We start from the raw sequence: 22,393 nt of genomic DNA on the forward strand, positions 1-22,393 counted from the left end.
GCCCGGGACCGCCGACGCGCGGCTCAGGCGCGGCTCGCGCCGATCAGCGCGAACCTCCCGTCGGGATCGATCCACTCGCGCCGGACGACGAACCCGGCCTCGGTCAGTTCACGGCCCATCCCGTCGAGACGGAACTTGGCGGAGATCTCGGTGCGCAGCTGCTCACCCGCCGCGAAGGAGATCTCGAGATCCAGCCCGGGAATTCGGACGGTCATGGGCTCGGTGGCCTCGAGCCGCATCTCGATCCATTCGTTGATCGGGTCCCACACGGCGACGTGCCGGAACTTCCCGGGTTCGAAGTCCGCACCGAGCCGGTTGTTGAGCACGTTCAGCACGTTGCGGTCGAATTCCGCGGTGATCCCGGCCGCGTCGTCGTAGGCCGGCACGAGCACGTCCGGGTCGGTGACGAGGCCGATGCCGAGAAGCAGCCACTCCCCCGGCTCGAGCACGGCGGCGAGATCGGTGAGGAACGCGGCGCGCTCGGCGGGCGCCAGGTTGCCGATGGTGCCGCCGAGGAACGCGATCATGCGGCGTCCGCCGCCGGGCAGGTGCGCGAGCGAGCCGGTGAAGTCTCCGACGACGCCCCGCACCGTCAGGTCCGGGTACTCGGCCGAGAGCCGGGTCACCGCGGGCTGCAGGGCGGCCTCCGACACGTCCTGCGGTACGTACGTATGGATGTACGGTTGCAGCGCGTCGAGCAGGATCTCCGTCTTCTCGGAGGAGCCCGACCCGAGTTCGACGAGCATCTCGGGGCGGGCCTCGTCGGCCAGTTCCGGTGAATGCTTTTGCAGCAGAGCCCGTTCGGTGCGGGTGGGGTAGTACTCCGGCAGGCGGGTGATCCGGTCGAAGAGCTCGCCGCCGCGCGCATCGTAGAGCCAGGTCGGCGAGAGCCACTTCGGCGACGACGTCAGCCCGCGGCGCGCGTCGGCCCGCAGCGACTCGTCGAGCTGCTCCGGGGTCAGGTACACGTCCACCGTCATGAAACGGCCACCTCCATGGGGGACACGATGAGGTGTCCCGGTCGGGCGCTGACCAGGTGCCGGTCCGGCACCTGACGCCAGCGCGGATCGTCGTCGTACGGTTCCGAGGACACCACGGCGACGTCCTCGTCGACGAGGGTCCACAGCGAGTGGTACCAGGCCGTCGCCCACAACCCGGAACCGTTGCCCAGCAACAGGTTCAGCCGCGAACCCGGCGCGACCGCGAGCACGTCGTGGACGAGCCGCATCAGCGCCTGCTCGGGCCGCGAGGAACGCAGCCGCGAGTACAGCAGCAGCCACAGCGCGGCCGCGTCGGTGGGCGACTCGAGCTGCAGCAGTTCGGCCACCGGCAGGCGCTGGGCCAGCGAGACGAGCGAACCGGGCCACCCGCGGACCAGCCCGTTGAGGCTGAACGCCCAGCCGTCGCGGGTGAACGGGGCGCAGGCCGAGCGCTCGACGGGCATGCCCTCCGTCGCCGAGCGCAGCGACGCCATGACGGCTCCGGCGCTGATGTGCGAAAGGCCTTCGGCGACAAAGGGGTCGGACCAGATCGGAGCGGGGTTCCGGTAGCGGCCGAAGCCGTCGGCACCCCACCATGCCACCCCGAACCCGTCGGCGTTGATGGTGCCGCCGCCGCGCATGTCCTTCGGCGCCCACGATTGGCGCAACAGCGACCGGGGTCCCTCGGTCACCAGGGAGCTCACCGAGCGGACCGGCCCGAGATATCCCAGGTGTCTACACATCCGGCACGTCCCGCGCGCAGCGGAAGCCGGCGAAGATCTGCCGCCGGATCGGCAGGTCCCAGTTGCGGAAGGTGCCGCGGCAGGCCGCGGGGTCGGTGCCGAACGAGCCGCCGCGCAGCACCCGGAAGTCGCCGCCGAAGAACACCTCCGAGTACTCCCGGTACGGGAAGGCGGTGAACCCGGGATACGGCTCGAACCCCGAGGCCGTCCATTCCCACACGTCGCCGATCAGCTGGTGCACGCCGAGGCGCGACGCACCCGCCGGATAGGCACCGACGACGGCCGGCTCGAGGTGCCGCTGGCCGAGGTTGGCGTGGGCCTCGGTCGGTTCCTCGTCGCCCCACGGGTAGCGCCGGCTCGCCCCGGTCAGCGGGTCCCAGCGGGCAGCCTTCTCCCATTCGGCCTCGCTGGGCAGCCGGCGCCCGGCCCAGCGCGCGAACGCCTCGGCCTCGTGGAAGCACACGTGCACCACGGGCTCGTCGGGATCGAGCGGCACCACCGCCCCGAACCGGCGGCGCCACCACGTGCCCGAGTCGTCGCGGGTCCAGAACTGGGGGGCCTCGAGACCCGCCTGCTCGCGGTGCACCCATCCCTCCGGGCTCCACAGCTCCCGGCGGGCGTAGCCGCCGTCGGCCAGGAACTCGAGGTAGCGCCCGTTGGTGACCGGCACCGTGTCGATCGCGAACGCCGGTACGTACACCCGGTGCGCGGCCCGCTCGTTGTCCAGCGCCCACGGATCGGTCGAGGTCCCCATCTCGAACTCGCCGCCCGGGATCAGCACCTCCTCCGCGGCCGGCGGCTCGGCGCGCCGCGGCGGCGGTGGGGCGTCGAGCACGGGCGATCCCGCCCGCAACTGGTGCGTGGCCAGCATCGTCTCCGCATGCTGCACCTCGTGCTGGACACTCATCGCGAAGACGAATCCGTCACGGGTGAGGTCGGTGTCGAATGCACACTGCGCCAGCACGTCCGCCGCCCGCGCGCGGACCTCCGCCGCGTAGCCGCGGGCCTCCGCCGGCCCGAGCAACGGCAGCGCCGGACGGTCCGCGCGGGGATGCCGGAAGGCGTCGTAGAGGTCGTCGACGTCCGGGCGCACACCGCCCTGACCGCCGGCCGCCCGGAGCAGCCAGCGTTCCTCCTGGTTGGCGATATGCGCGAGATCCCACACGAGGGGGCTCATCAGCGGCGAATGCTGAGCCGTGAGCTCCGCGTCGTCGATGTCGGTCAGCGCGAGGACCCGCGCCCGCGCGCGGGCGAGGTCCCGGCCGAGCCGGGTGCGCAGACCGCTCACCGGTCCTGGACCTCCGGGGTGCGACCGCGGCAGCACCGCGCCGCCGCCGAGTCCAGGGCCGTGGTGAACCGCATGTCCGGCGACGCCTCCGCGGCGAGGGCGAGCAGTCCGACCGCCGCGGCCCGGAGCTCGAGGTCCGCGAGACCGAACTCGGCAGCCTCCTGCCAGCGGTCCACGACGGGTGCGGCGACGGCCAGGGCCTCGTCCATCACGGCCGGCGAGGTGAGCAGCGCCTCGACCGCGGCGACCGGGACCTGCCAGAGGGCACCCGGCTGGGCGTCGATGTACCGGACCTCGAGATGCCCGGCGGGACGCACCGGCGGAAACAGGGTGGTCAGGTGGTAGTCCAGGTCGGCGACGGTGGGCCGGCGCCCGATCTCGTCGTCGAGACCGCCGCCGAGCCAGTCCGCGAACGACGCACCCGGCGGCGCGTGCCAGTCCCCGTCGGACGCGCGCACGCACAGCAGCGGCGCGTCGAGCGCCCAGGCCGGGTAGTGCGCCGGATCGGGGACGGGCGTGGTGCGGTCGGCGTCCAGCGCCAGCCAGGTCCGCATCCGCTGCGACGCCCAGGTTCCGTCCGGGGCGCCGCGCAGCGAGGGGGAACACGCGAACGCGGCCACGAGCGCCGGTCCGACGGCGTGCAGCACCCGCCACCGGCGGGCCAGCTCGTCGTCGTCGGCGCCGGCGTCGACGCTCACCTGAGTGGCGGCGGTGCTGTTCATCATCAACCGGCCCAGCGGCCCGATCCGATCGAACCGGAGCTCCATCGCGCTGTACCGGGGGGTGCGCAGCAGCCGCTGCGGGGGGCGCAGTTCGTCGGCCGCCGCGTCGATCATGTCCACCGACCGGCGCGCCAGCAACGCACGGAGCATGCGGGCATCGGCGGTGAGACGGTCGCAGACCTGCCGCGCCGAGCCACACGGCACGCTCGACAGTTCGACCTGCCCGCCGGGCTCGAGGGTCACGGCGCTGCCCGACGGCAACGGCCGCGCCGAGGAGCCGGGAGCCAGCTGCCGCGGGGCGTGCGGGCCGAGGGCCTCGAGGATCGCCTGCAGCTCCGGCCGGGCGCTCGTGCCGTCGGCCCGGGCCGTGAGCCATTCCAGTTCCACCCCGATCAGCCGGGGCGGCCCGAAGCGGAAGCTCACCCTTCGCACGTGCAGTTCGGCGGCGGTTCGCGAGGCGATGCCGGCGTCCGCGCGCGGCACCGCCGTGTCGACTGTGATCACCACTCGGTCCGCCCCTCCCTCGCCTGTGGGCCAGCTCACGGACGAGCCTAACGTCAACCGGCGACAGGATGCGGGTGAACGCTCACGGCACGGCCCGGCGCGTCGCCCGTGCGAGGACACCGACCGCCAGCACGGCGGCGCCGACCCCGACGGCGCCCGGCGGCAGCGTCAGTGTCAGCGCGACGCACCCGACGGCCCCGATCACCTGCAGGAATCGGGGGTAGCGACGGTGCTCGTCCCGCTGGGTGAAGGCGGACAGGTTCGCGACGAGGTAGTACACCAGCACCCCGAAGGATGAGAATCCGATCACTCCGCGCAGATCGACGGTCGCGACGAGCAGGCACACCACCGCGGCGACGGCGAGTTCGGCCCGGTGCGGCACCGCGAACCGCGGATGCACCGCCGCGAGCGGGCGCGGCAGATCGCCCTGCCGCGCCATCGCGAGTGCGGTGCGGCCGACGCCCGTCACGAGGGCGAGCAGGGCGCCCAGCGACGCGACCGCGGCCCCGGCCACCACGACGGGCGCCGCCCACGCCCAGCCGCCCGCGCGGACCGCGTCGAGCAGCGGCGCGCTGCTCGACGCCACCCGGTCCGGCCCGAGGCACGCGAGCAGGGTCACCCCGACGACGGCGTAGAGCAGCACCACGAATCCGAGGGCGCCGACGATCGCGCGCGGGATGGTCCGGCGCGGCTCGCGCACCTCCTCACCGAGCGTTGCGATCCGCGCGTAGCCCGCGAAGGCGAAGAACAGCAGGCCGGCCGCCTGCAGCACCCCGTACGCGCCGCCGCCGACGGGGCCGAACGGATCGGCGGGCTGCGCCCCGGGGCCGGCCCAGCTCGCCGTCACCGCCACGGCGAGGGCGACGAGCACCAGCGCCACGATGATGCGCGCGAGCCGGGCCGTGCGGGTGATGCCCCGGTAGTTCACGGCGGTCAGGGCGAGGACCGCGGCGACGGCGACCGGCCGCCGCCACGGTTCCGGCACGGCGTAGGCGGCGAAGGTCAAGGCCATCGCCGCGCAGCTGGCGGTCTTGCCGATCACGAAGCCCCAGCCCGCCACGAAGCCCCACCACGGCCCGAGCCGTTCCCGGCCGTACACGTAGGTGCCGCCGGACGTCGGATACTGCGCGGCGAGCTGCGCCGACGACGTGGCGTTGCAGTACGCCACGACTGCGGCGACGGCCAGGCCGACGAGCAGGCCCGCGCCGGCCGCGGCGGCGGCCGGCGCGAACGCCGAGAACACCCCCGCCCCGATCATCGCGCCGAGCCCGATGGCGACGGCGTCACCGGTGCCGAGCCGGCGCTGCAGGGGTGTCGGTTCGCTCACGCGTACATTCCAACCACGAAGACATGAACGGGAGGTACGTCCTCGATGCTCGACCTGCAACGCGCCCGTCGGGACACGCCCGGCTGCTTCGACCGGGTCTTCCTCGACAGCGCTGGCTCGTCGCTGCCGCCCACCCCGGTGCTGGAGACGACCGTCGCGCATCTGCGGCGCGAGGCCGAGGTCGGCGGGTACGTCGCGGCCGCGGAACGCGCCGGCGACCTCGCCGCGGTGAAGACCTCGATCGCGCGGCTGATCGGCGCGGAGGCGTCGTCGATCGCGCTGGTCGAGAGCGCCACCCGGGCGTGGGCGAGCTTCTTCTACTCGGTGCCGCTCGGCGAGGGCGACCGGATCCTGCTCACCCGCTCCGAATACGCCAGCAACGCCGTCTCCGCGCTGCAGCGCGCCCGCGCGACCGGCGCGACGGTGGAGACGATGCCCACCGACGCGCTCGGCCGGATCGACGTCGACGCCCTCGGCCGCACCCTCGACGAGCGGGTCAAGCTGGTGTCCGTCGTGCACGCCCCGACCAACGGCGGGCTCGTCAACCCGGTGCGGGAGGTGGCCGACGCCGCGCACGAGGTCGGTGCGCTGGTGCTGCTCGACGCGTGCCAGTCCGTCGGCCAGCTGCCGGTAAGCGTGCCCGAGTTCGACGTCGACGCGCTCTCCGCGACCGGTCGCAAGTGGCTGCGCGGACCCCGCGGCACCGGCTTCCTCTACGTCCGCCCCCGGCTGATCACCGAGCTCGAACCGGCCGTGCTCGACCTGCACAGCGCGCAGTGGACGGCCCCGGACGAGTACCGGGTCGCCGACGACGCGACGCGGTTCGAGCTGTGGGAGACCAACGTCGCCGCCCGCCTCGGGCTCGGCGCCGCCGTCGACTACCTGCTCGACTTCGGTGTCGACGCGGTGACCGAGGCGGTCGCCTACCGGGCCGAGCACCTGCGCGACGGGCTGGGCCGGATCCCCGGCGTGGCCGTGCGCGACCTCGGCAAGGAACACAGCGGCATCGTCTCGTTCACCGTCGACGGCTGGGATCCGGCGCACCTGCGCGAGGCGCTGGCCGCCGAGGCGATCACGGTCACGGTCAGCGGGCGCGGCTCGACGCTGCTCGAGATGTCGGCGCGACGGCTCGAGTCGGTGGTGCGGGCCTCCCCGCACTACTTCGTCTCCCCCGCCGACGTGGACCGGTTCCTGGCGGCCGTGCGGTCGCTCACCCGGTCCTGACCGTCCCGGCAACCGGGACAGCCGGTACCGCTCCCCCAGGTCGCGTGGTCAAGGTGTGCGAATCCCCGCACCACTTCGAGAGGATCGCGATGACCGAGACCAGTCCCGTCCGTCCTGTTCCCGTCGACCGGATCCCCGCCTGGGATCTCGAGGCCGACGTCGTGATCGCCGGATACGGCATCGCCGGTGTCTGCGCGGCCATCGGCGCCGCCGACGCCGGAGCCGACGTGCTGGTGCTGGAACGCACCGGCGGGTGGGGCGGCGCGGCCGCCCTCGCCGGCGGGTTCGTCTACCTCGGCGGCGGCACGACCGTGCAGCGGGCCTGCGGGTTCGAGGACTCGGTGGACGACATGCGCGCGTTCCTGACTGCGGCACTCGGACCGGGCGTGGACGAGGAGAAGATCGCCGCGTACTGCGCGGGTTCCGTCGCGCACTTCGACTGGCTCGTCGGGTGCGGGGTGCCGTTCAAGCACGAGTTCTGGGGCGAGCCCGGGTGGGAGCCACCCACCGACGCGGGCCTGCAGTACACCGGCGGGGAGAACGCGGCGCCGTTCCACAGCGTCGCCCGGCCCGCGCCGCGCGGTCACGTGCCGCAGATGAGCAACAAGCGCACCGGCGAGCAGGGCGGCGGCTACATGCTCATGAAGCCGCTCGCCGAGAAGGCCGCCGCGCTCGGGGTCCGCGCCGAGTACGACGTGCGGGTGCAGACCCTCGTCACCGATGCGTCCGGACGGGTGGTCGGGCTGCTGGCCAAGCGGTACGGCACCGACCTGGCGATCCGGGCGCGCCGAGGGGTCGTTCTCGCCACGGGCAGCTTCGCCTACAACGACGACATGGTGCGGGCGTACGCGCCGCATCTGGTGGGCCGTCCCGCCGCGTCGATCGAGGAGCACGACGGCCGGGCGATCCGGATGGCGCAAGCCCTCGGCGCCGACCTCGCGCACATGAACGCGACCGAGGTGGCGTTCTTCTGTGATCCTCAGCTGATCGCGCGCGGCATTCTCGTCAACGGGCGCGGCCAGCGATACGTGCCCGAGGACACCTACCCGGGCCGCATCGGTCAGCTGACCCTGCTGAAGAACGACAACGAGGCGTTCCTCGTCATCGACGAGGCGGCGTACGAGGCGGGGATCGCAGCCCCGACGTCGTCGGAGCAGCTGCGGCATCAGCCGAAATGGGTGTGCGAGACCGTCGCCGACCTCGAGGCCGAGATGGGTCTGCCCGAGCAGGCGCTGCAGTCCACGGTGCAGCTGTACAACCGGCACGCCGCACGGGGCGAGGACCCGCTGCTGGGCAAGAAGCGCGAATGGGTGAAGCCGATCGGTTCGCCCGTCGCGGCGATCGACCTGCGCGGCATGACCGGCGGGTTCACGCTCGGCGGCCTGCGCACGAGTCTGGACTCGGAGGTGCTGCACGTCGACGGCACGCCGATCCCGGGGCTGTTCGCGGCGGGACGGGCGGCGGCCGGGCTGTCGGCGTGGGGATACTGCAGCGGCATCTCCCTCGGCGACGGCAGTTTCTTCGGCCGGCGGGCGGGCACCGCCGCCGCGCGCGGCTGAGCGCAGGGCGGCGTTCGACTGGCCCGGGCGGATCCGGTAGAGTCGTTCGAGTTGTCTCGGCGAGGGTGAACCGCGAAATCGCTGGCTCACCGTGATCGACGCGGCTGCGGCTCCGCTCGAGCGTGTCCACGCTCCTGGCCGCGCGCGTCGCCCCTCGCCGGGAAGACCGCCCCAGTTCGAGCCATATGCGTAGGAGCCTTTCAGCATGTCCGACGAAAACCGTCTCGTAGCCGCCGTCCGTACCGAGTTCGGCAAGGGTGCCGCCCGCCGCGCCCGCCGCGACGGTCAGGTCCCCGCCGTTCTGTACGGCCACGGCACGGACCCCAAGCACCTCGCCCTCCCGGCCCGTGAATTCGCGGCCGTGCTGCGCGCCCACGGCACCAACGCCCTGCTGACCCTCGAGGTCGACGGCGGCGAGGAGCTGGCGCTGACCAAGTCGGTCGTCGTGCACCCGATCCGCAACTACATCGAGCATGCCGATCTGCTCGTCGTGAAGAAGGGCGAGAAGGTCACCGTCGAGGTCCCGCTCGTGGTCACCGGCGAGGCCGCCTCCGGCACCCTGGTCGTCAACGAGGTCAGCACCGTCCAGCTCGAGGCCGACGCCCTGAACCTGCCCGAGCAGGTCGAGGTGTCCATCGAGGGTGTCGAGGCCGGTACCCAGATCCTCGCGAACAACGTGCAGCTGCCCGCCGGTGCGACCCTGCAGGGCGACCCGGAGCTGCTGCTGGTGAACGTGGTCGCCGCACCGACCGCCGCCGCGATGGAGGGCGAGACCGCGGAGGGCGAGGCCGCCGAGGCCGAGGAGGCCTGAGCCCCCACCGGCTCCGCGTGACGTGACGAGCGGCGCGTCATCCCACGGGATGACGCGCCGCCGTCGTGACAACACCCGCCGCAACGGAAGGACACCGCCAAGTGAGCGACGGCACCGCCCTCGTCGTCGGGCTGGGCAATCCCGGCCCGCAGTACGAGAAGACCCGCCACAACGTCGGCTGCATGGTGGCCGACACGCTCGCCGCCCGGGTCGGCGGAAAGTTCAGCGCGCACAAGCGCAGCAACGCCGACATCGTGCAGGCCCGCCTCGACGGCCGGCAGGTGATCCTCGCCAAGCCACGCACCTACATGAACCTCTCGGGCGGGCCGGTCGCCGGACTCGCGCGGTTCTTCTCCGTCGAGCCCGCCGACGTCGTCGTCCTCCACGACGAGCTGGACCTGGACTTCGGCACGATCCGGCTCAAGCTCGGCGGCGGCGAGAACGGCCACAACGGGCTGCGGTCGATCTCGAGTGCCCTCGGCACCAAGCACTACCTGCGCACCCGCATCGGGATCGGCCGCCCGCCCGGCCGCATGGACCCGGCCGACTACGTGCTCAAGCCGTTCTCCTCGACCGAACGCAAGGACCTCGACCTGATCCGCGAGCAGGCCGCCGACGCGGTGGAGCTGTTGCTGCGGGTCGGCCTGGAAGAGGCGCAGAACAGGCTGCACTGAGCGCGGCGTCAGCCGCCCAGCAGGTGCACTGAGCGCGGCGTCAGCCGCCCAGCAGGTGCACTGAGCGCGGCGTCAGCCGCCCAGCAGGTGGACGGAGCTGCCACGGCGCAGCTTGCCCGACGACGTCTTCGGGATGCTGCCCGGCCCGAGCACCGCGACGGTGCGCGGCCGCACCCCGACCTCCGCGACGACCGCGTGCACGACGTCGTGTTCGATGCGGCGCACCTCCTCCGGATCGTCGATCCGGTTGGTCTCGACGGCGACCGCGAACGACTCGCGTTTGTCGCCGGCGTCGAGGCGGATCGCGACGGCGTTGCCGGGGCGCACGCCGTCGACGCTGCACGCGGCCCGTTCGATGTCGGTGGGATAGACGTTGCGCCCGCCCATGATGATGACGTCCTTGACGCGTCCGCACACCACGATCAGGCCGTCCTCGGTGAAGTAGCCCACGTCGCCGGTGTCGAACCAGCCCTGCGAGTCCTGCGCGGGCACCGGACCGTCGACGGTGAGGTAGCCGTGGGTGACCGCCTTGCCGCGCAACTGGATGATGCCGACGCCGCGGGGCGGCAGCAGCTCCCCGTCCTGGCCGACGACGCGGCCCTCGAGGCCGGGCACGAGGTGGCCGAGAGTGGGCAGGCGACGGGCGTTGGACCGGCTCGACGGCACCGCCATCCCGCCGGCCTCGAGCAGGTCGGGGTCGACGAGATCGAGGATCTGCCCGCGTCCGGGGTCCGGCACCGAGACCGCGAGGGTGGTCTCGGCCATGCCGTAGACCGGCGCGAGCGCGGCGGGGTCGAGGCCGAACCGGGCGCCGGCGGCGGCGAGGGCCTCCATGGTGTCCGGGTCGACCGGCTCGGCACCGTTCCACATCCACCGCACCGACGACAGGTCGACCGCGCCGTCGGGCGCCTGCGCAAGCTTGCGCGCCAGCAGCGAGTACGCGAAGTTCGGTGCGGCCGTTACGGTTCCGCGGTACTTGCTCATCAGCTCGGCCCACAGCAGCGGGGACCGCAGGAAGTCGAGCGGGGTCACGGAGACGACCTCGGCGCCGACCTGCATGGGCACGCTGAGGAACCCGACCATCCCCATGTCGTGGAACAGCGGCAGCCAGCTGACCATCACGTCGTCGTCGAGGGAGAACTTGATCCGCTCGATCATCGCGTACGCGTTGACGTAGAAGTTCTCGTGCGTGATCTGCACGGCCTTCGGGGATCCCGTGGACCCGGAGGTCAGCTGCTGCAGCGCGATGTCCTGTTCGTCGGTGGGCAGCGGGTCGACGGGCGTGCCGGCGTCCATCTCGGCGATCGTGACGACGGGGATGCCCCGCTCGGCGAGCAGCGGCGCGGCGATCTCGAAGGGGGCGCCGAGCACCACGGTGCGGGCGCCGATCATGCCGATGACGACCTCGGTGTCGCGGGCCCACAGGGCCAGGTCGGTGCGCGGGGTGGGCTGGTGCAGCATCGTCACCGAGGCACCGCGCATCCACACGGCCTGGCAGGCGGGGGCGATGTCCACCGGATTCCCGGCGAGGATGCCGACGGCGTCGCCGTGGCCGATGCCGGCCGCGGCGAGGGCACCGGCCATGCGCCGGGCCTGCTCGTGGATCTGCCCCCACGTCTGCCGCAGCGGGGCGTCCGGCTCGCCGGTGACCAGAGCATGCGGCGAGCGAGCCGCGGTCTCGTACATCTCGTCGGTGAATCTGCTCACGAACCACTCCTCACGCCGGATACGACCACGCCCAGGGTGCCCCCGATCCGCGCCGAGGGGGAGTCTCTTCGGCGAATGTGACCGAATCTGGCGGAAATCGACATTCAATCGCCGAGTAACATGGACGAGTTGTCTGCGATGCGCGAGCCGCCCGCGCGCATCCACGAGCCGCACATCCGCTTCGAGAGGTTCTCCTGCGTTGACTACCCCGCCCGTTTCCACCGGCAACGACGCCGGCAACACCGCCGTGTCGTCGAAGGAAGTGCTCGCGGAAGCGGGTCGCCGCCGCACCTTCGCAGTGATCTCCCACCCGGACGCCGGCAAGTCCACGCTGACCGAGGCGCTGGCCCTGCATGCGAAGGTCATCGCGGAGGCCGGTGCGGTGCACGGCAAGGCCGGGCGCAAGTCCACCGTGTCCGACTGGATGGAGATGGAGAAGGCCCGCGGCATCTCCGTCAGCTCCACGGCGCTGCAGTTCAACTATCGCTCCGAGGAGTCCGGCGACGACGTCGTCAACGTGATCAACCTCGTCGACACCCCCGGCCACTCCGACTTCTCCGAGGACACCTACCGGGTGCTCACCGCCGTGGATGCGGCGGTGATGCTCATCGACGCCGCCAAGGGCCTCGAGCCGCAGACGCTCAAGCTGTTCCAGGTGTGCCGGCACCGGGGCATCCCCGTCATCACCGTGATCAACAAGTGGGACCGGCCCGGCCGGACCCCGCTGGAACTGCTCGACGAGATCGACGAGCGCATCGGCCTGACCCCCACCCCCCTGTTCTGGCCCGTCGGCATCGCCGGCGACTTCCGCGGCCTGCTGCGCCGCGGCGAGGACGGCGCACCGGTCGAGTACGTCAAGTTCACCCGCACCGCCGGCGGCGCGAAGATCGCCCCCGAGGACCGGCTCTCCCCCGGCGAGGCCGAGGACCGCGAGGGCGAGACGTGGATCGAGGCGGCCGAGGAGTCGGAGCTGCTGTCGGCCAGCGGGCAGGACCACGACCAGGAGCTGTTCCTGGCCGGGCAGACCTCGCCGGTGATCTTCGCGTCGGCGATGCTCAACTTCGGTGTCCGGCAGATCCTCGACACCCTCGTCGCGCTGGCGCCGCCGCCGCGCGCCCGGCTCGACGTGAACGGCAACTCCCGCAACGTGGACGACCCGTTCAGCGCCGTGGTGTTCAAGGTGCAGGCGGGCATGGACACCGCGCACCGCGACCGCCTGGCGTTCATGCGGGTGGTGTCCGGGGTGTTCGAGCGCGGCATGGTCGTCACGCACGCGCAGACGGGCAAGCCGTTCGCCACCAAGTACGCGCTGACGGTGTTCGGCCGGGAACGGTCCACGGTCGAGAACGCCTACCCCGGCGACGTGGTCGGCCTGGTCAACGCCACGGCTCTCGCGCCCGGGCACACCCTGTACGTGGACAGGAAGGTGGAGTTCCCGCCGATCCCGTCGTTCGCGCCCGAGCACTTCTCGATCCTGCGCGCCGAGAGCGCCTCGAAGTACAAGCAGTTCCGCAAGGCCGTCGATCAACTCGACTCCGAAGGCGTGGTGCAGATCCTGCGCAACGACATCCGCGGCGACGCGTCCCCGGTGATGGCAGCCGTCGGTCCCATGCAGTTCGAGGTGGTGGCGGCCCGGATGAAGGCCGAGTACAACGTCGAGCCGCGGATGGAACCGCTCGGCTACGCGCTGGCCCGCCGCACCGACGCGGCCTCGGCGGACGAGCTGAACCGGCAGCGCGGCGTCGAGGTCTTCACCCGCTCGGACGGGGTGCTGCTGGCGCTGGTGAGCGACAAGTGGCGGCTGCAGTACATCCAGAAGGAACTTCCCGAGCTCACCCTCGAGCCGCTGGTGGCCACCGCCGATTAGGGACGCCCGTGGTGCGTGGGGCTGGTGTTACTGGTAGTTTGCTGTGCCGTCGAGCCGACCGAGCTCGCGGATGTCAGGAGCGTTCATGGACGACGACTCGGCCGCACCGACCGACGGCACGCCGCTGCGCGGCCGTTCCGACCCGGCGGACGAGTCGCCGGGGCCCAAGCGGGCGGGCACCTTCGTCTATCCCCTGCCGGGAACCCTGACCGGTAACGGCGCGTCCGCCCCGCACTCGGTGGGAAGCCACGCGGCGGACCACGACGTCGCCGACGAGGCCGGTGGCAACGGCACCGATCCGCTCTCGCTGCCGAGCTTCGACGAGATCGTCGCCGGCACGAACGGCGTCGCCGCGGACAGCACGCCGACCGCCGCGTCGCGCCGCAACTCGATGGGAGTGGCATCCGTGCGGATCGCGGCGCGACTGGCGCACACCGAACTCGCCGCCCGCGCGCAGCGGCCCCCCGCCTCCGACCCGACGATCGGCACCGACGAACTGCTCACCCTGCTCGGCGAGTACCTCGTCGCGGGCGGGTTCGAGAACCCGGAGATCCGCGCCGTGCTGGGCGGCCAGGAGATCGTCGTCGACCTGCTCGCGCCGCAGCGCAGCGCACGCTGACGCCCGCATCCGCGCCCCCGCCGGTCGGCAACGCACGAAACAACCCGCACTGCTGAGGATTTCGTGCGCGGATGCGTCGTCTCGTCGCGCCCCACTCCCCGCGCGGGACTGCGGCCGGCCGAGCGTCTACTCCCGGAACAGCCCCGCGACGACGGCCGGGTCCACCTCGCCGATCCCCCGCGGCGACCACGACGGGTTGCGGTCCTTGTCGACGAGCACCGCGCGCACCCCCTCGGCGAAGTCGGGCTCGGCGGTGATCCGCACCGCGACCTCGAGTTCCCGCGCGAAGCACTCGCCCAGGGTGCTCTCGGCGCCGCGACGCAGCAGCTCCGCGGTGGCCCAGAGGCTCGTCGGGGACGCCGCGCACAGCGCCGCGCGGGTGGTGACGGCCCACTGCTCGTCGAGGTCGTGGTCGCCGGAGAGCCGTTCGACGGCGTCGGCGACGGTGCCGTCGCCGAACACCGCGTCGATGTCGGCGTAGCGGTCGGCGATCGCCGATGCGGGGGCCGCCTCGGCGAACTCGTCGAGCGCCAGCTGCCAGTGTCCCTCGCGGATCCGGTCGGCGAGGGCTTCGATCCGGTGACTGGGAACGAAGTGGGTGGCCAGGCCGACGGCGATGGCGTCGCCCGCGTCGGCGCGGGCGCCGGTCAGCGCCAGATACAGGCCGACCGCGTCGCAGCGGGCGGTGGTGCCGCGCAGCCGCGGCAGGAAGTGGCTGGCGCCGACGTCGGGGATGAAGCCGATCGCCGTCTCCGGCATCGCCAGCATCGCCTTCTCCGTCACGACGCGCACCGCGCCGTGTACCGAGATGCCCAGCCCGCCGCCCATCGTGACGCCGTCGAGGAGCGCGAGATACGGGTTGGGGTAGGTGGCGACCAGTTCGTCGAGCCGGTACTCGTTCGCGAAGTAGTCCCGCACCGTGGCGGTGTCGCCGGCCACGGCGGCGTCCCGCACCGGCTTGATGTCGCCGCCCGCGCAGAACGCCCGGTCGGATGCGCTGGTGACCAGCACCGCGGTGATCTCGGGGTCGTCGCGCCACGCCAGCAGGGCCTCGTACATGTCGCGGATCATCGACGAGTCGAGGGCGTTGAGCGCCACCGGCCGGTCGAGCACCACCTCGCCGATGCCGTTGGCGACGCGGGTGCGGATGAAGGTGTCGGTCACGGGGCGGAGCCTACCGGGCCGCTCCCCCGACGGCCGATCGTGTGAGCCCGGCGGCGCGCGTGTCGAACTCGGCGCACCGCGGCCTACTGTCCGGTACCGGCGGTGCCGTCCTGCCGGCGACCGGTCGGGGGGCCGATGAGCAGCCAGCGGTGCCCGAACGGATCGAGCAGCGTGGCGTTGCGGTGACCGTGGCTCTCGGCGATCCAGCGCTCGACGGTGCCGCCGGCGTCGTGGGCCTTCGCGAGAACGGCGTCGGTGTCGGCGACCGGCAGCATCAGGCTCACCGACGTCGCGCCGGCCTCGGGCGCGGCCAGGCCCATCTCGGGGAACTCCTCCGCGAGGTAGACCATTCCGGTCGGAAAGACCAGCTCGGCGTGCCCGATCCGGCCGTCCTCCAGCACCACGGGGTCCGCGGCCAGTGTCGCGCCGAACACCTGCCGGTACCAGTCGATGGCGCTGCGGGCGCGCGCCACGATGAGATACGGGAGCGCACCGGCCCGGGGGAAGACTTCGGTGTCGGTCGCGGTCATCGGGCGGGGTCCCCTCCTCTCGGGTGGTTCAGGATGCGCGGGGCGGCTGCTGCAGCAGCGACCACCGGTTCGACGTGAGCCGGAAGCTGGGCATGTCGGACACGGATGTGACTGTCTCCCAGTTTCTTTCGTATCCGGTATGGGAGATGCGCCAGCTCCCGTCGGAGCAACGCACATAGCGGTCGTGGTAGTAGGCGGACCCGCGCATCACCAGCCCGTCCTCGGGCACCACCACCGTGTCGGCCAGGAACCAGATGCCCGTGGCCGTGTCGCCCTCGACGTCGATCTCGGGATGGCCACAGTGATGTTCGGTGATGACGTGGGATCCGAGGGTGTTCTCGAGGAAGTTCAGGAACGCGTCGCGCGACTCGAAACTCAGGTGCTCGCCGTAGACGGCGGTGGCCTCGGGAACCATGGTGTCGGCCAGTTCGATCCACGACTTCGTGTCGAGCGCCCGCGCGTAGCGGTACTTCAGCCGCTCGATCTCACCTATCGCCTGCAGATCCATTCTCGCGCCTCCCACCACAGGTAAGACCTGTCAGCCAGGCTAGCCGGGATCACCCTCGGAGGGTATCGATTTCGGCGGCTCGCCGGGCAATTCGATTGCAGTTAGGTCACGGCACCTGGATCGTGTTCCCGTTCCGCGACCAGCGCCCGGATCGCGGCGTCGACGAGCGTGCGGGCATAGGCGTCGTCGTCCGCCGCCGATCCCGGGTCGGCGAGGGAGAACAGCACGTGACTGAGCGCCGCGCCGGTGACCATCTCGAGCAGCAGGGTCACCGAGACCGCCGGGGGCAGCTCGCCCCGCTCGACCGCCCGCAGCACGATGGTGCGGGCCGCGACGAGGCGGCTCCGGTTGAGCGTGGTGGTCAGGTTGGCCAGCAGGTCCGGGTGCACGCGGGCGTCGAGCGCGACGCGCAGGCTCACCAGCCCGGGCGTGGTGCGGTAGCCGCGCAGCAGCTGGGTGACGAGCTCGACCAGGTCCGAGCGCAACGATCCGGTGTCGATCGGCACCGGCAGCGGGCTGCGCGCCTCGAGGGCCTGCACGAGCAACTCGTCCTTGGTGGCCCAGCGCCGGTACAGCGCCGCGCGGCCCACCCGGGCGCGCCTGCCGACCGCGTCGATGGTGAAGCCGCGCCAGCTGGTCTCGGAGTAGACCTCGATCACCGCGTCGTAGACGCGGTCCTCGAGGTCGGCGTCGCGGGGTCGGCCCCGGCGACGGACGGTCGGCTCGGTCACGGTCTGCAGTGTGCCAGACACCCCACCCCATTTACAGACTGAATCAGTCCGTATTAGTGTGCGGGTGACCGATCCCAGGACAACTCCCCCGAGGACCGCCATGACCGACCCTGCCCGGGTACCCGTCGTCGTCGGCGTCGGCGACCTGCGCTCCGGACGCGCCGGCGCCCCCGCCGACCCCCGCGAACCGCTCGACCTGATCCACGAGGCCGCCGTGGCCGCCCTCGCCGACTCCGGTGCCGACGGACTCGCCCAGCGCATCGACTCCGTGTACGCCGTCAAGACCGCGAGCTGGGCGTACGACGACCTGCCCGCCCTGCTCGCCGCGCGTCTCGGCGCCGCAGCGGTCCGCACCCACACCAGCCCCATCGGCGGGCACTGGCCGGCCGCCCTGCTCGACCGGATCGCCCACGAGATCGCCACCGGCGCCGCGGGTGTCGCGCTGCTCGTCGGCGGCGAGTCCCAGGCCTCGGTCACCGCCGCGACGAAGACCGGCACCGACCCGGCCACGCTCGGCTGGACCACCGACCCCGGCGGGCCGCCGGCGTTCGACCCCGACGACCTCGGCAGCCCCGCCATGCAGCGCGCCGGGATGATCGCACCCACGCGCGTCTACCCGCTGTTCGAGACCCGGCTCAGCCACGAACTCGGTCACTCCCGCGACGAGTCGCTGGCCTGGTCCGCCCAGCTGTACGCCGCGTTCTCGGAGATCGCCGGCCGCAACCCCGCCGCCTGGAACCCGGACCTGCGCACCGCCGAGGACATCACCGCCGTCGGCCCCCGCAACCGGATGGTCACCGCCCCGTACCCGCTGCTGCTCAACGCGATGCCGTTCGTCGACCAGGCGGCCGCCGTCGTCGTCACCTCCCTCGCGACCGCCCGCGAGCTCGGCGTCGCCGAGGACCGGATCGTGTACGTGTGGGGCGGTGCGGGCGCGACCGAGCCGGCCGACATCCTCGCCCGCGCCGACTTCGGCCGGTCCGCGGCGCTGGCCGACGCCCTCGCCCGCACCCTCGAACGCACCGATCTCCGGCCGGCCGACCTCGATATCGTGGACGCCTACAGCTGCTTCCCCGTGGTGCCGAAGTTGCTCATCGAGCACCTCGGCCTGCCCCGCGAGACCGTCCCGAGCGTCACCGGCGGCCACTCGTTCTTCGGCGGACCGCTCAACAGCTACACGCTGCACTCGTTCGTCGCCGTCACGCGCCGGCTGCGCACCGACGCCGAGATCGCCCTCGTCCACGGCAACGGCGGCTACCTGACCTACCAGCACACCGTCGTGCTCGCCGCCGCCCCGCACACCCGCGGGTACGTCGGCGACCCCGAGCCTCGCGTGCTGACCGCCACCGCACCCGAGTTCGCCGCCGACTACACCGGAGAGGTCGAGATCCACACGGCCACCGCAGAATACGGACGCGACGGCCACCCGGCGATCGGGTTCCTGGTGGGCACCACCCCCGACGGCCGCCGGGTCTCCGGCTACACCGATGCGGCGGGCGCGGCGGTGCTCGCCGGCGGTCCCGACCTCGCCGGCCGCACCGTCCACGTCGTCGACCGCGGTGGCGCCCTCACCGTCACCCTGACCGACCCCGTCCCCGAGGAGACCCCCGCATGACCGAGCCCGTCGTCCTGGTCGAGCAGCGCGGCCACACGTTGCTCGTCACCATCAACCGGCCCAAGGCCGCCAACAGCATCAACGCCGACGTGCACACCGGCCTCGGCGAGGCGTGGGAACGCGCCGACAAGGATCCGGACGTGCGCGTCGTCGTCCTCACCGGCGCCGGGGACAGCGTGTTCTGCGGCGGCGCCGATCTCAAGGCGCTCGGCACCGCCGGCCCGGGTGGGGTGACCCCGCCCGAGACCGCGCACTGGGGCTTCGCCGGCGTGGTCAGGCACCACATCACCAAGCCGATCGTCGCGGCGGTCAACGGCACCGCCCTCGGCGGCGGTACCGAGCTCGCCCTCGCGAGCGACCTCGTCGTCGCCGCCGACACCGCCGAATTCGGGCTGCCCGAGGTCCACCGCGGCCTCATCGCCGGCGCCGGCGGCGTATTCCGGATCGTCGAAGCCCTCCCGCGGGCCGTCGCGATGGAGCTCGTGCTCACCGGCAAGCCGATGGCCGCGACCGACGCGCTGCGCTGGGGTCTGGTGAACCGCGTCGTTCCGCGGACCGACCTCCTCACCACCGCGCTCGAACTCGCCGACCTCGTCGCCGCCGGCGCACCCCTGGCCGTGCAGGCGAGCAAGACGATCGCGCGCGGGATCGTCGACGGCATCGTCCCGTCCGAGGAACAGGCGTGGGCCGCGACCGACGCCGCCCTGGCCCGACTGACCACCAGCGCCGACACCCTCGAGGGTGTCATGGCCTTCATGGAGAAGCGCACACCCGTCTGGAGCGGACGATGACCACGACGTTGAACAGGGAAACCTGGGACACCCCCGAGCGGGCCGCGCTGCGCCGGCTCGCCGCCGACTTCACCCGCAAGGAGATCCTCCCGCACCTCGACACCTGGGAGCGCGAGGGCGCCGTCCCGCCCGAGCTGCACCGCACGGCGGCCGACGCCGGGCTGCTCGGCGCCTCGGTCGCCGAGGAGCACGGCGGTTCCGGCGGCAACCCGCTCGACATGCTCGCGATCCTCGAGGAGATCATCCTCGCGGGCGGCTCGTCCGGCCTGATCTCCGCGTTGTTCAGCCACGGCATCGCCACCCCGCACATCGTCGCGTCCGGGAACCGGGACCTGATCGAGCGGTTCGCCCGGCCCGCCCTCGAGGGCCGGATGATCGGCTCGCTGGGTATCACCGAGCCGGGCGGGGGTTCCGACGTCGCGGGCATCCGGACCACCGCCCGCCGCGACGGCGACGAGTACGTGATCAACGGCGCCAAGCTGTACATCACCTCCGGCACGCGCGCCGATTTCGTCACCACCGCCGTCCGCACGGGTGCGGCGGGAGCCGGGGGCATCTCGCTGATCGTCGTGCCCACCGGCACACCGGGATTCACGGTCTCGCGCAAGCTCGACAAGATGGGCTGGCTGTGCTCGGACACCGCCGAGCTGTTCTACGACGACGTGCGGGTGCCCGTCGCGAACCTGATCGGCGAGGAGAACAGCGGGTTCGCACAGATCGCGCAGCAGTTCCAGGGCGAGCGGCTCTCGCTCGCGTTCCAGGCCGTCGCCACCGCGCGGCGTTGCTACGACCTGGCGGTGGAGTGGGTCCGTTCGCGCGAGACGTTCGGCCGGCCCCTGTCGAGCCGTCAGGTGGTGCGCCACCGGCTCGCGGAGACGGCAACCGAGATCGCTGCGGCCCACACCTTCTGCCGCTCCGTCGCCGAACGCTGGGTGAACGGCGAGGCGATGCTGCTCGAGACGTCGATGGCGAAGAACTTCGCCGTCCGGGTGTGCGACCACGCGGTGATGGAGTCGGTGCAGCTCTTCGGCGGCCTCGGCTGCATGCGCGAGAGCGAGGTCGAACGCCACTTCCGCGATGCCCGCGTTCTCGGCATCGGCGGCGGCACCACCGAGATCATGAACGAGATCATCAGCAAGCTGCTGGGATTGTAGGCGGCTTCGCCGCCGGTGTGTCCTTTGGGCTGCTGCTGCCGCCCAAAGGACACACCGGGGCCTACAACCCCTCTGCCAGCTCCATCCACTGCTCCTCGGCGGCCTCCTTCTCCGCGACCACGCTGCGCAGCTCGGCGTCGAGCTTCTGCAGGCGATCGGGGTCGGTGGCCGCGTCGGCGAGGTCGTGGTGCAGCTTCTCCTCGCGCTCGGTCAGCTTCGCCACGCTCCGCTCGAGCCGTGCCAGTTCCTTGCGGGCGGCGCGCTCGGCCGCACCGTCGCGCTTCGGTTGCGCCGCAATCTGGTCCGGAGTCGACGCCTTTGCCACGGTGGAGGCCGACGACGGGATGTCCCCGTCGCCCAGCGCCGCGCGCCGGCGCAGGTACTCGTCGATCCCGCCCGGGAGGTTGGTGAGCCTGCCGTCGCCGAACAGCGCCCACGTCGAGTCGCAGATCCGCTCGATCAGGTAGCGGTCGTGGGAGATGACCACCATGGTGCCCGCCCAGCCGTCCAGCAGGTCCTCGAGCTGCTGCAGGGTGTCGATGTCCAGGTCGTTGGTGGGCTCGTCGAGCAGCAGCACGTTCGGCTCGGCCATGAGCACCCGGGTCAGCTGCAGCCGTCGGCGCTCGCCGCCGGAGAGGTCTCCGACGGGGGTGCGCTGCCGCGCCGGGGTGAAGCCGAGCCGTTCGGCGAGCTGGCCGGCCGAGATCTCCTTGTCCCCCAGGGTGATCCGCTCAGCCACGTCCTTGACTGCGTCGAGCACCCGCAGGTCGGTGGGCAGGTCGTCGAGTTCCTGTCGCAGCCAACCGATCTCGACGGTCTTGCCCTGGATGCGACGACCCGACGCCGGTTCGAGTTCCCCGGCGAGGGTGCGCAGCAGCGTCGTCTTCCCCGATCCGTTGACCCCGACCAGGCCGATCCGCTCGCCCGGGCCGAGCCGCCACGTGAGGTCGTGCACCAGTTCCCGGCCGTCGGGGGTGGTCAGCGTCGCGTCCTCGAGTTCGATGACCACCCGGCCGAGGCGCCGTTTGGCGAACGACGCCAGCGCCACCGTGTCCCGCGGCGGCGGCACGTTCGCGATCAGCGACTCCGCCGCCTCGATGCGGTAGCGCGGCTTCGAGGTGCGCGCCGGAGCCCCGCGCCGCAGCCACGCCAGTTCCTTGCGCGCGAGGTTGCGGCGCCGTTCCTCCATCGCATCGGCCTGCCGGGCCCGCTCGGCGCGGGCGAAGATCCAGTCGTTGTAGCCGCCCTCGTAGCTCTCCACCTGCCCGTTCACGACCTCCCACGTGCGGGTCGCGACGGTGTCGAGGAACCACCGGTCGTGGGTGACGACGACGAGGGCGCTGCGCCGGGCGAGCAGGTGCTCGGCGAGCCACTGCACGCCCTCGACGTCGAGGTGGTTGGTGGGTTCGTCCAGCACGAGCAGGTCGAGGTCCTGCACGAGCGCGGCCGCGAGCGCGACGCGCCGTCGCTCGCCGCCGGAGAGACCGTCGACGAGCGCGTCGAGGCCGAGCCGGTCGACGCCGATGCCCGCGAGGACGGAACGGATCCGGGCGTCGCCGGCCCACTCGTGCTCGGCGACACCCAACGGCCCGAGCACGACCTGCCCGACCGTGGACCCGGGCGGCAGAACACCGCGCTGGGTGACGACCGCCATGCGCAGCCCGCCCACCCGGCTGACCCGGCCCGAGTCGGGCTCCTCGAGGCCGGTGAGGACCTCGAGCAGGGTGGTCTTGCCGCCGCCGTTGAGGCCGACGACGCCGATGCGTTCACCTTCCTGCACGCCGAGGGACACCGAGTCCAGCAGCGGCTTGATGCCGAAGGACTTCGAGACCTGTTCGAGGTTGATCAGATTCGCCACGCGGAGCAATGCCTTCC

General features: G+C 72.4%; 20 protein-coding genes. 9 read left to right on the forward strand and 11 right to left on the reverse strand.

Going from position 1 to position 22,393, the window contains the following annotated elements; all coding sequences use genetic code 11:
* Positions 1-23 precede the first annotated feature (23 nt).
* From egtD to A4U64_RS17285, 5 genes are all read right to left on the reverse strand, one after another.
* Entirely contained in the window at positions 24-980 is a 957-nt protein-coding gene (gene egtD / locus A4U64_RS17265) for an L-histidine N(alpha)-methyltransferase (RefSeq protein ID WP_006938910.1), read from the reverse strand.
* Complete coding sequence (gene egtC, locus A4U64_RS17270; RefSeq protein WP_006938912.1) at positions 977-1,723, reverse strand: ergothioneine biosynthesis protein EgtC; 747 nt, start codon at positions 1,721-1,723, stop codon at positions 977-979. The genes egtD and egtC overlap by 4 nt, the downstream gene beginning before the upstream one ends.
* Positions 1,716-3,011 (reverse strand): ergothioneine biosynthesis protein EgtB, encoded by a 1,296-nt coding sequence (gene egtB, locus A4U64_RS17275; protein ID WP_065922876.1) that lies wholly within the window; start codon positions 3,009-3,011, stop codon positions 1,716-1,718. The genes egtC and egtB overlap by 8 nt, the downstream gene beginning before the upstream one ends.
* Complete coding sequence (gene egtA, locus A4U64_RS17280) at positions 3,008-4,240, reverse strand: ergothioneine biosynthesis glutamate--cysteine ligase EgtA (protein ID WP_029542112.1); 1,233 nt, start codon at positions 4,238-4,240, stop codon at positions 3,008-3,010. The genes egtB and egtA overlap by 4 nt, the downstream gene beginning before the upstream one ends.
* A gap of 79 nt (positions 4,241-4,319) precedes the next feature.
* Positions 4,320-5,564, reverse strand: a complete 1,245-nt coding sequence (locus A4U64_RS17285) for an APC family permease (protein ID WP_006938915.1) — start codon at positions 5,562-5,564, stop codon at positions 4,320-4,322.
* Between the two features lie 45 nt (positions 5,565-5,609).
* Here A4U64_RS17285 and A4U64_RS17290 point away from each other — a divergent pair, with 45 nt between their 5' ends.
* From A4U64_RS17290 to pth, 4 genes are all read left to right on the forward strand, one after another.
* On the forward strand, positions 5,610-6,788 hold the full coding sequence (locus A4U64_RS17290; protein WP_006938916.1) for an aminotransferase class V-fold PLP-dependent enzyme: 1,179 nt from the start codon (positions 5,610-5,612) through the stop codon (positions 6,786-6,788).
* 89 nt (positions 6,789-6,877) lie between these two features.
* Complete coding sequence (locus tag A4U64_RS17295) at positions 6,878-8,347, forward strand: FAD-dependent oxidoreductase (protein WP_065923519.1); 1,470 nt, start codon at positions 6,878-6,880, stop codon at positions 8,345-8,347.
* Between the two features lie 205 nt (positions 8,348-8,552).
* On the forward strand, positions 8,553-9,158 hold the full coding sequence (locus A4U64_RS17300) for a 50S ribosomal protein L25/general stress protein Ctc (protein ID WP_006938918.1): 606 nt from the start codon (positions 8,553-8,555) through the stop codon (positions 9,156-9,158).
* A 101-nt stretch (positions 9,159-9,259) separates the two neighbouring features.
* Positions 9,260-9,832, forward strand: a complete 573-nt coding sequence (gene pth, locus A4U64_RS17305) for an aminoacyl-tRNA hydrolase (RefSeq protein WP_006938920.1) — start codon at positions 9,260-9,262, stop codon at positions 9,830-9,832.
* Positions 9,833-9,904: 72 nt separating this feature from the next.
* Here the strand turns inward: pth and A4U64_RS17310 are convergent, their stop codons facing one another.
* Positions 9,905-11,539: a fatty acyl-AMP ligase gene (locus A4U64_RS17310; protein WP_065922877.1), complete on the reverse strand. Its 1,635-nt coding sequence runs from the start codon at positions 11,537-11,539 to the stop codon at positions 9,905-9,907.
* A 199-nt stretch (positions 11,540-11,738) separates the two neighbouring features.
* Between A4U64_RS17310 and A4U64_RS17315 the strand changes: the two genes are divergently transcribed.
* Together A4U64_RS17315 and A4U64_RS17320 are read left to right on the forward strand one after the other, a co-directional pair.
* Positions 11,739-13,406 carry a peptide chain release factor 3 gene (locus tag A4U64_RS17315; RefSeq protein WP_006938923.1) on the forward strand — a complete coding sequence of 556 codons (1,668 nt, stop codon included), beginning with the start codon at positions 11,739-11,741 and terminating at the stop codon, positions 13,404-13,406.
* An 85-nt stretch (positions 13,407-13,491) separates the two neighbouring features.
* Positions 13,492-14,025, forward strand: a complete 534-nt coding sequence (locus A4U64_RS17320) for a hypothetical protein (RefSeq protein ID WP_065922878.1) — start codon at positions 13,492-13,494, stop codon at positions 14,023-14,025.
* A gap of 126 nt (positions 14,026-14,151) precedes the next feature.
* On the opposite strand, the gene A4U64_RS17325 is transcribed toward A4U64_RS17320, so the two are convergent.
* The 4 genes from A4U64_RS17325 to A4U64_RS17340 all read right to left on the reverse strand — a co-directional run bounded on the left by A4U64_RS17325 (position 14,152) and on the right by A4U64_RS17340 (position 16,958).
* Positions 14,152-15,189 (reverse strand): enoyl-CoA hydratase/isomerase family protein, encoded by a 1,038-nt coding sequence (locus A4U64_RS17325; RefSeq protein ID WP_065922879.1) that lies wholly within the window; start codon positions 15,187-15,189, stop codon positions 14,152-14,154.
* Positions 15,190-15,272: 83 nt separating this feature from the next.
* On the reverse strand, positions 15,273-15,719 hold the full coding sequence (locus A4U64_RS17330) for a VOC family protein (RefSeq protein WP_006938929.1): 447 nt from the start codon (positions 15,717-15,719) through the stop codon (positions 15,273-15,275).
* Positions 15,720-15,747: 28 nt separating this feature from the next.
* Positions 15,748-16,227 (reverse strand): nuclear transport factor 2 family protein, encoded by a 480-nt coding sequence (locus A4U64_RS17335; protein WP_006938931.1) that lies wholly within the window; start codon positions 16,225-16,227, stop codon positions 15,748-15,750.
* Positions 16,228-16,328: 101 nt separating this feature from the next.
* Positions 16,329-16,958, reverse strand: a complete 630-nt coding sequence (locus tag A4U64_RS17340) for a TetR/AcrR family transcriptional regulator (protein WP_029542101.1) — start codon at positions 16,956-16,958, stop codon at positions 16,329-16,331.
* Between the two features lie 100 nt (positions 16,959-17,058).
* Between A4U64_RS17340 and A4U64_RS17345 the strand changes: the two genes are divergently transcribed.
* The 3 genes from A4U64_RS17345 to A4U64_RS17355 are packed head-to-tail and all read left to right on the forward strand — an operon-like array spanning position 17,059 to position 20,518.
* The gene (locus A4U64_RS17345; protein WP_065922880.1) at positions 17,059-18,573 is read left to right on the forward strand and encodes an acetyl-CoA acetyltransferase; all 1,515 of its coding nucleotides are present in this window, start codon (positions 17,059-17,061) and stop codon (positions 18,571-18,573) included.
* Complete coding sequence (locus A4U64_RS17350; RefSeq protein WP_065922881.1) at positions 18,570-19,364, forward strand: enoyl-CoA hydratase-related protein; 795 nt, start codon at positions 18,570-18,572, stop codon at positions 19,362-19,364. Before A4U64_RS17345 ends, A4U64_RS17350 begins: the two co-directional genes overlap by 4 nt.
* Positions 19,361-20,518 (forward strand): acyl-CoA dehydrogenase family protein, encoded by a 1,158-nt coding sequence (locus A4U64_RS17355; RefSeq protein WP_006938938.1) that lies wholly within the window; start codon positions 19,361-19,363, stop codon positions 20,516-20,518. Before A4U64_RS17350 ends, A4U64_RS17355 begins: the two co-directional genes overlap by 4 nt.
* Positions 20,519-20,579: 61 nt before the next feature.
* On the opposite strand, the gene A4U64_RS17360 is transcribed toward A4U64_RS17355, so the two are convergent.
* Positions 20,580-22,376, reverse strand: coding sequence for an ABC-F family ATP-binding cassette domain-containing protein (locus A4U64_RS17360; protein WP_006938940.1), 1,797 nt, complete (start codon positions 22,374-22,376; stop codon positions 20,580-20,582).
* Between the last annotated feature and the right edge of the window lie 17 nt (positions 22,377-22,393).

This window comes from Rhodococcus sp. WB1 (assembly GCF_001700945.1).
GTDB classification, from domain to species: domain Bacteria; phylum Actinomycetota; class Actinomycetes; order Mycobacteriales; family Mycobacteriaceae; genus Rhodococcus; species Rhodococcus aetherivorans.

What these genes read in the sequence shown, in the direction of transcription:
- A4U64_RS17320 (WP_065922878.1), top strand. Translation starts at nt 13,492, where the DNA reads ATGGACGACGACTCGGCCGCACCGACCGACGGCACGCCGCTGCGCGGC.
- A4U64_RS17330 (WP_006938929.1), bottom strand. Translation starts at nt 15,719, where the DNA reads ATGACCGCGACCGACACCGAAGTCTTCCCCCGGGCCGGTGCGCTCCCG.
- egtC (WP_006938912.1), bottom strand. Translation starts at nt 1,723, where the DNA reads ATGTGTAGACACCTGGGATATCTCGGGCCGGTCCGCTCGGTGAGCTCC.
- A4U64_RS17300 (WP_006938918.1), top strand. Translation starts at nt 8,553, where the DNA reads ATGTCCGACGAAAACCGTCTCGTAGCCGCCGTCCGTACCGAGTTCGGC.
- A4U64_RS17355 (WP_006938938.1), top strand. Translation starts at nt 19,361, where the DNA reads ATGACCACGACGTTGAACAGGGAAACCTGGGACACCCCCGAGCGGGCC.
- A4U64_RS17295 (WP_065923519.1), top strand. Translation starts at nt 6,878, where the DNA reads ATGACCGAGACCAGTCCCGTCCGTCCTGTTCCCGTCGACCGGATCCCC.
- A4U64_RS17335 (WP_006938931.1), bottom strand. Translation starts at nt 16,227, where the DNA reads ATGGATCTGCAGGCGATAGGTGAGATCGAGCGGCTGAAGTACCGCTAC.
- A4U64_RS17350 (WP_065922881.1), top strand. Translation starts at nt 18,570, where the DNA reads ATGACCGAGCCCGTCGTCCTGGTCGAGCAGCGCGGCCACACGTTGCTC.
- A4U64_RS17290 (WP_006938916.1), top strand. Translation starts at nt 5,610, where the DNA reads ATGCTCGACCTGCAACGCGCCCGTCGGGACACGCCCGGCTGCTTCGAC.
- A4U64_RS17345 (WP_065922880.1), top strand. Translation starts at nt 17,059, where the DNA reads ATGACCGACCCTGCCCGGGTACCCGTCGTCGTCGGCGTCGGCGACCTG.
- egtD (WP_006938910.1), bottom strand. Translation starts at nt 980, where the DNA reads ATGACGGTGGACGTGTACCTGACCCCGGAGCAGCTCGACGAGTCGCTG.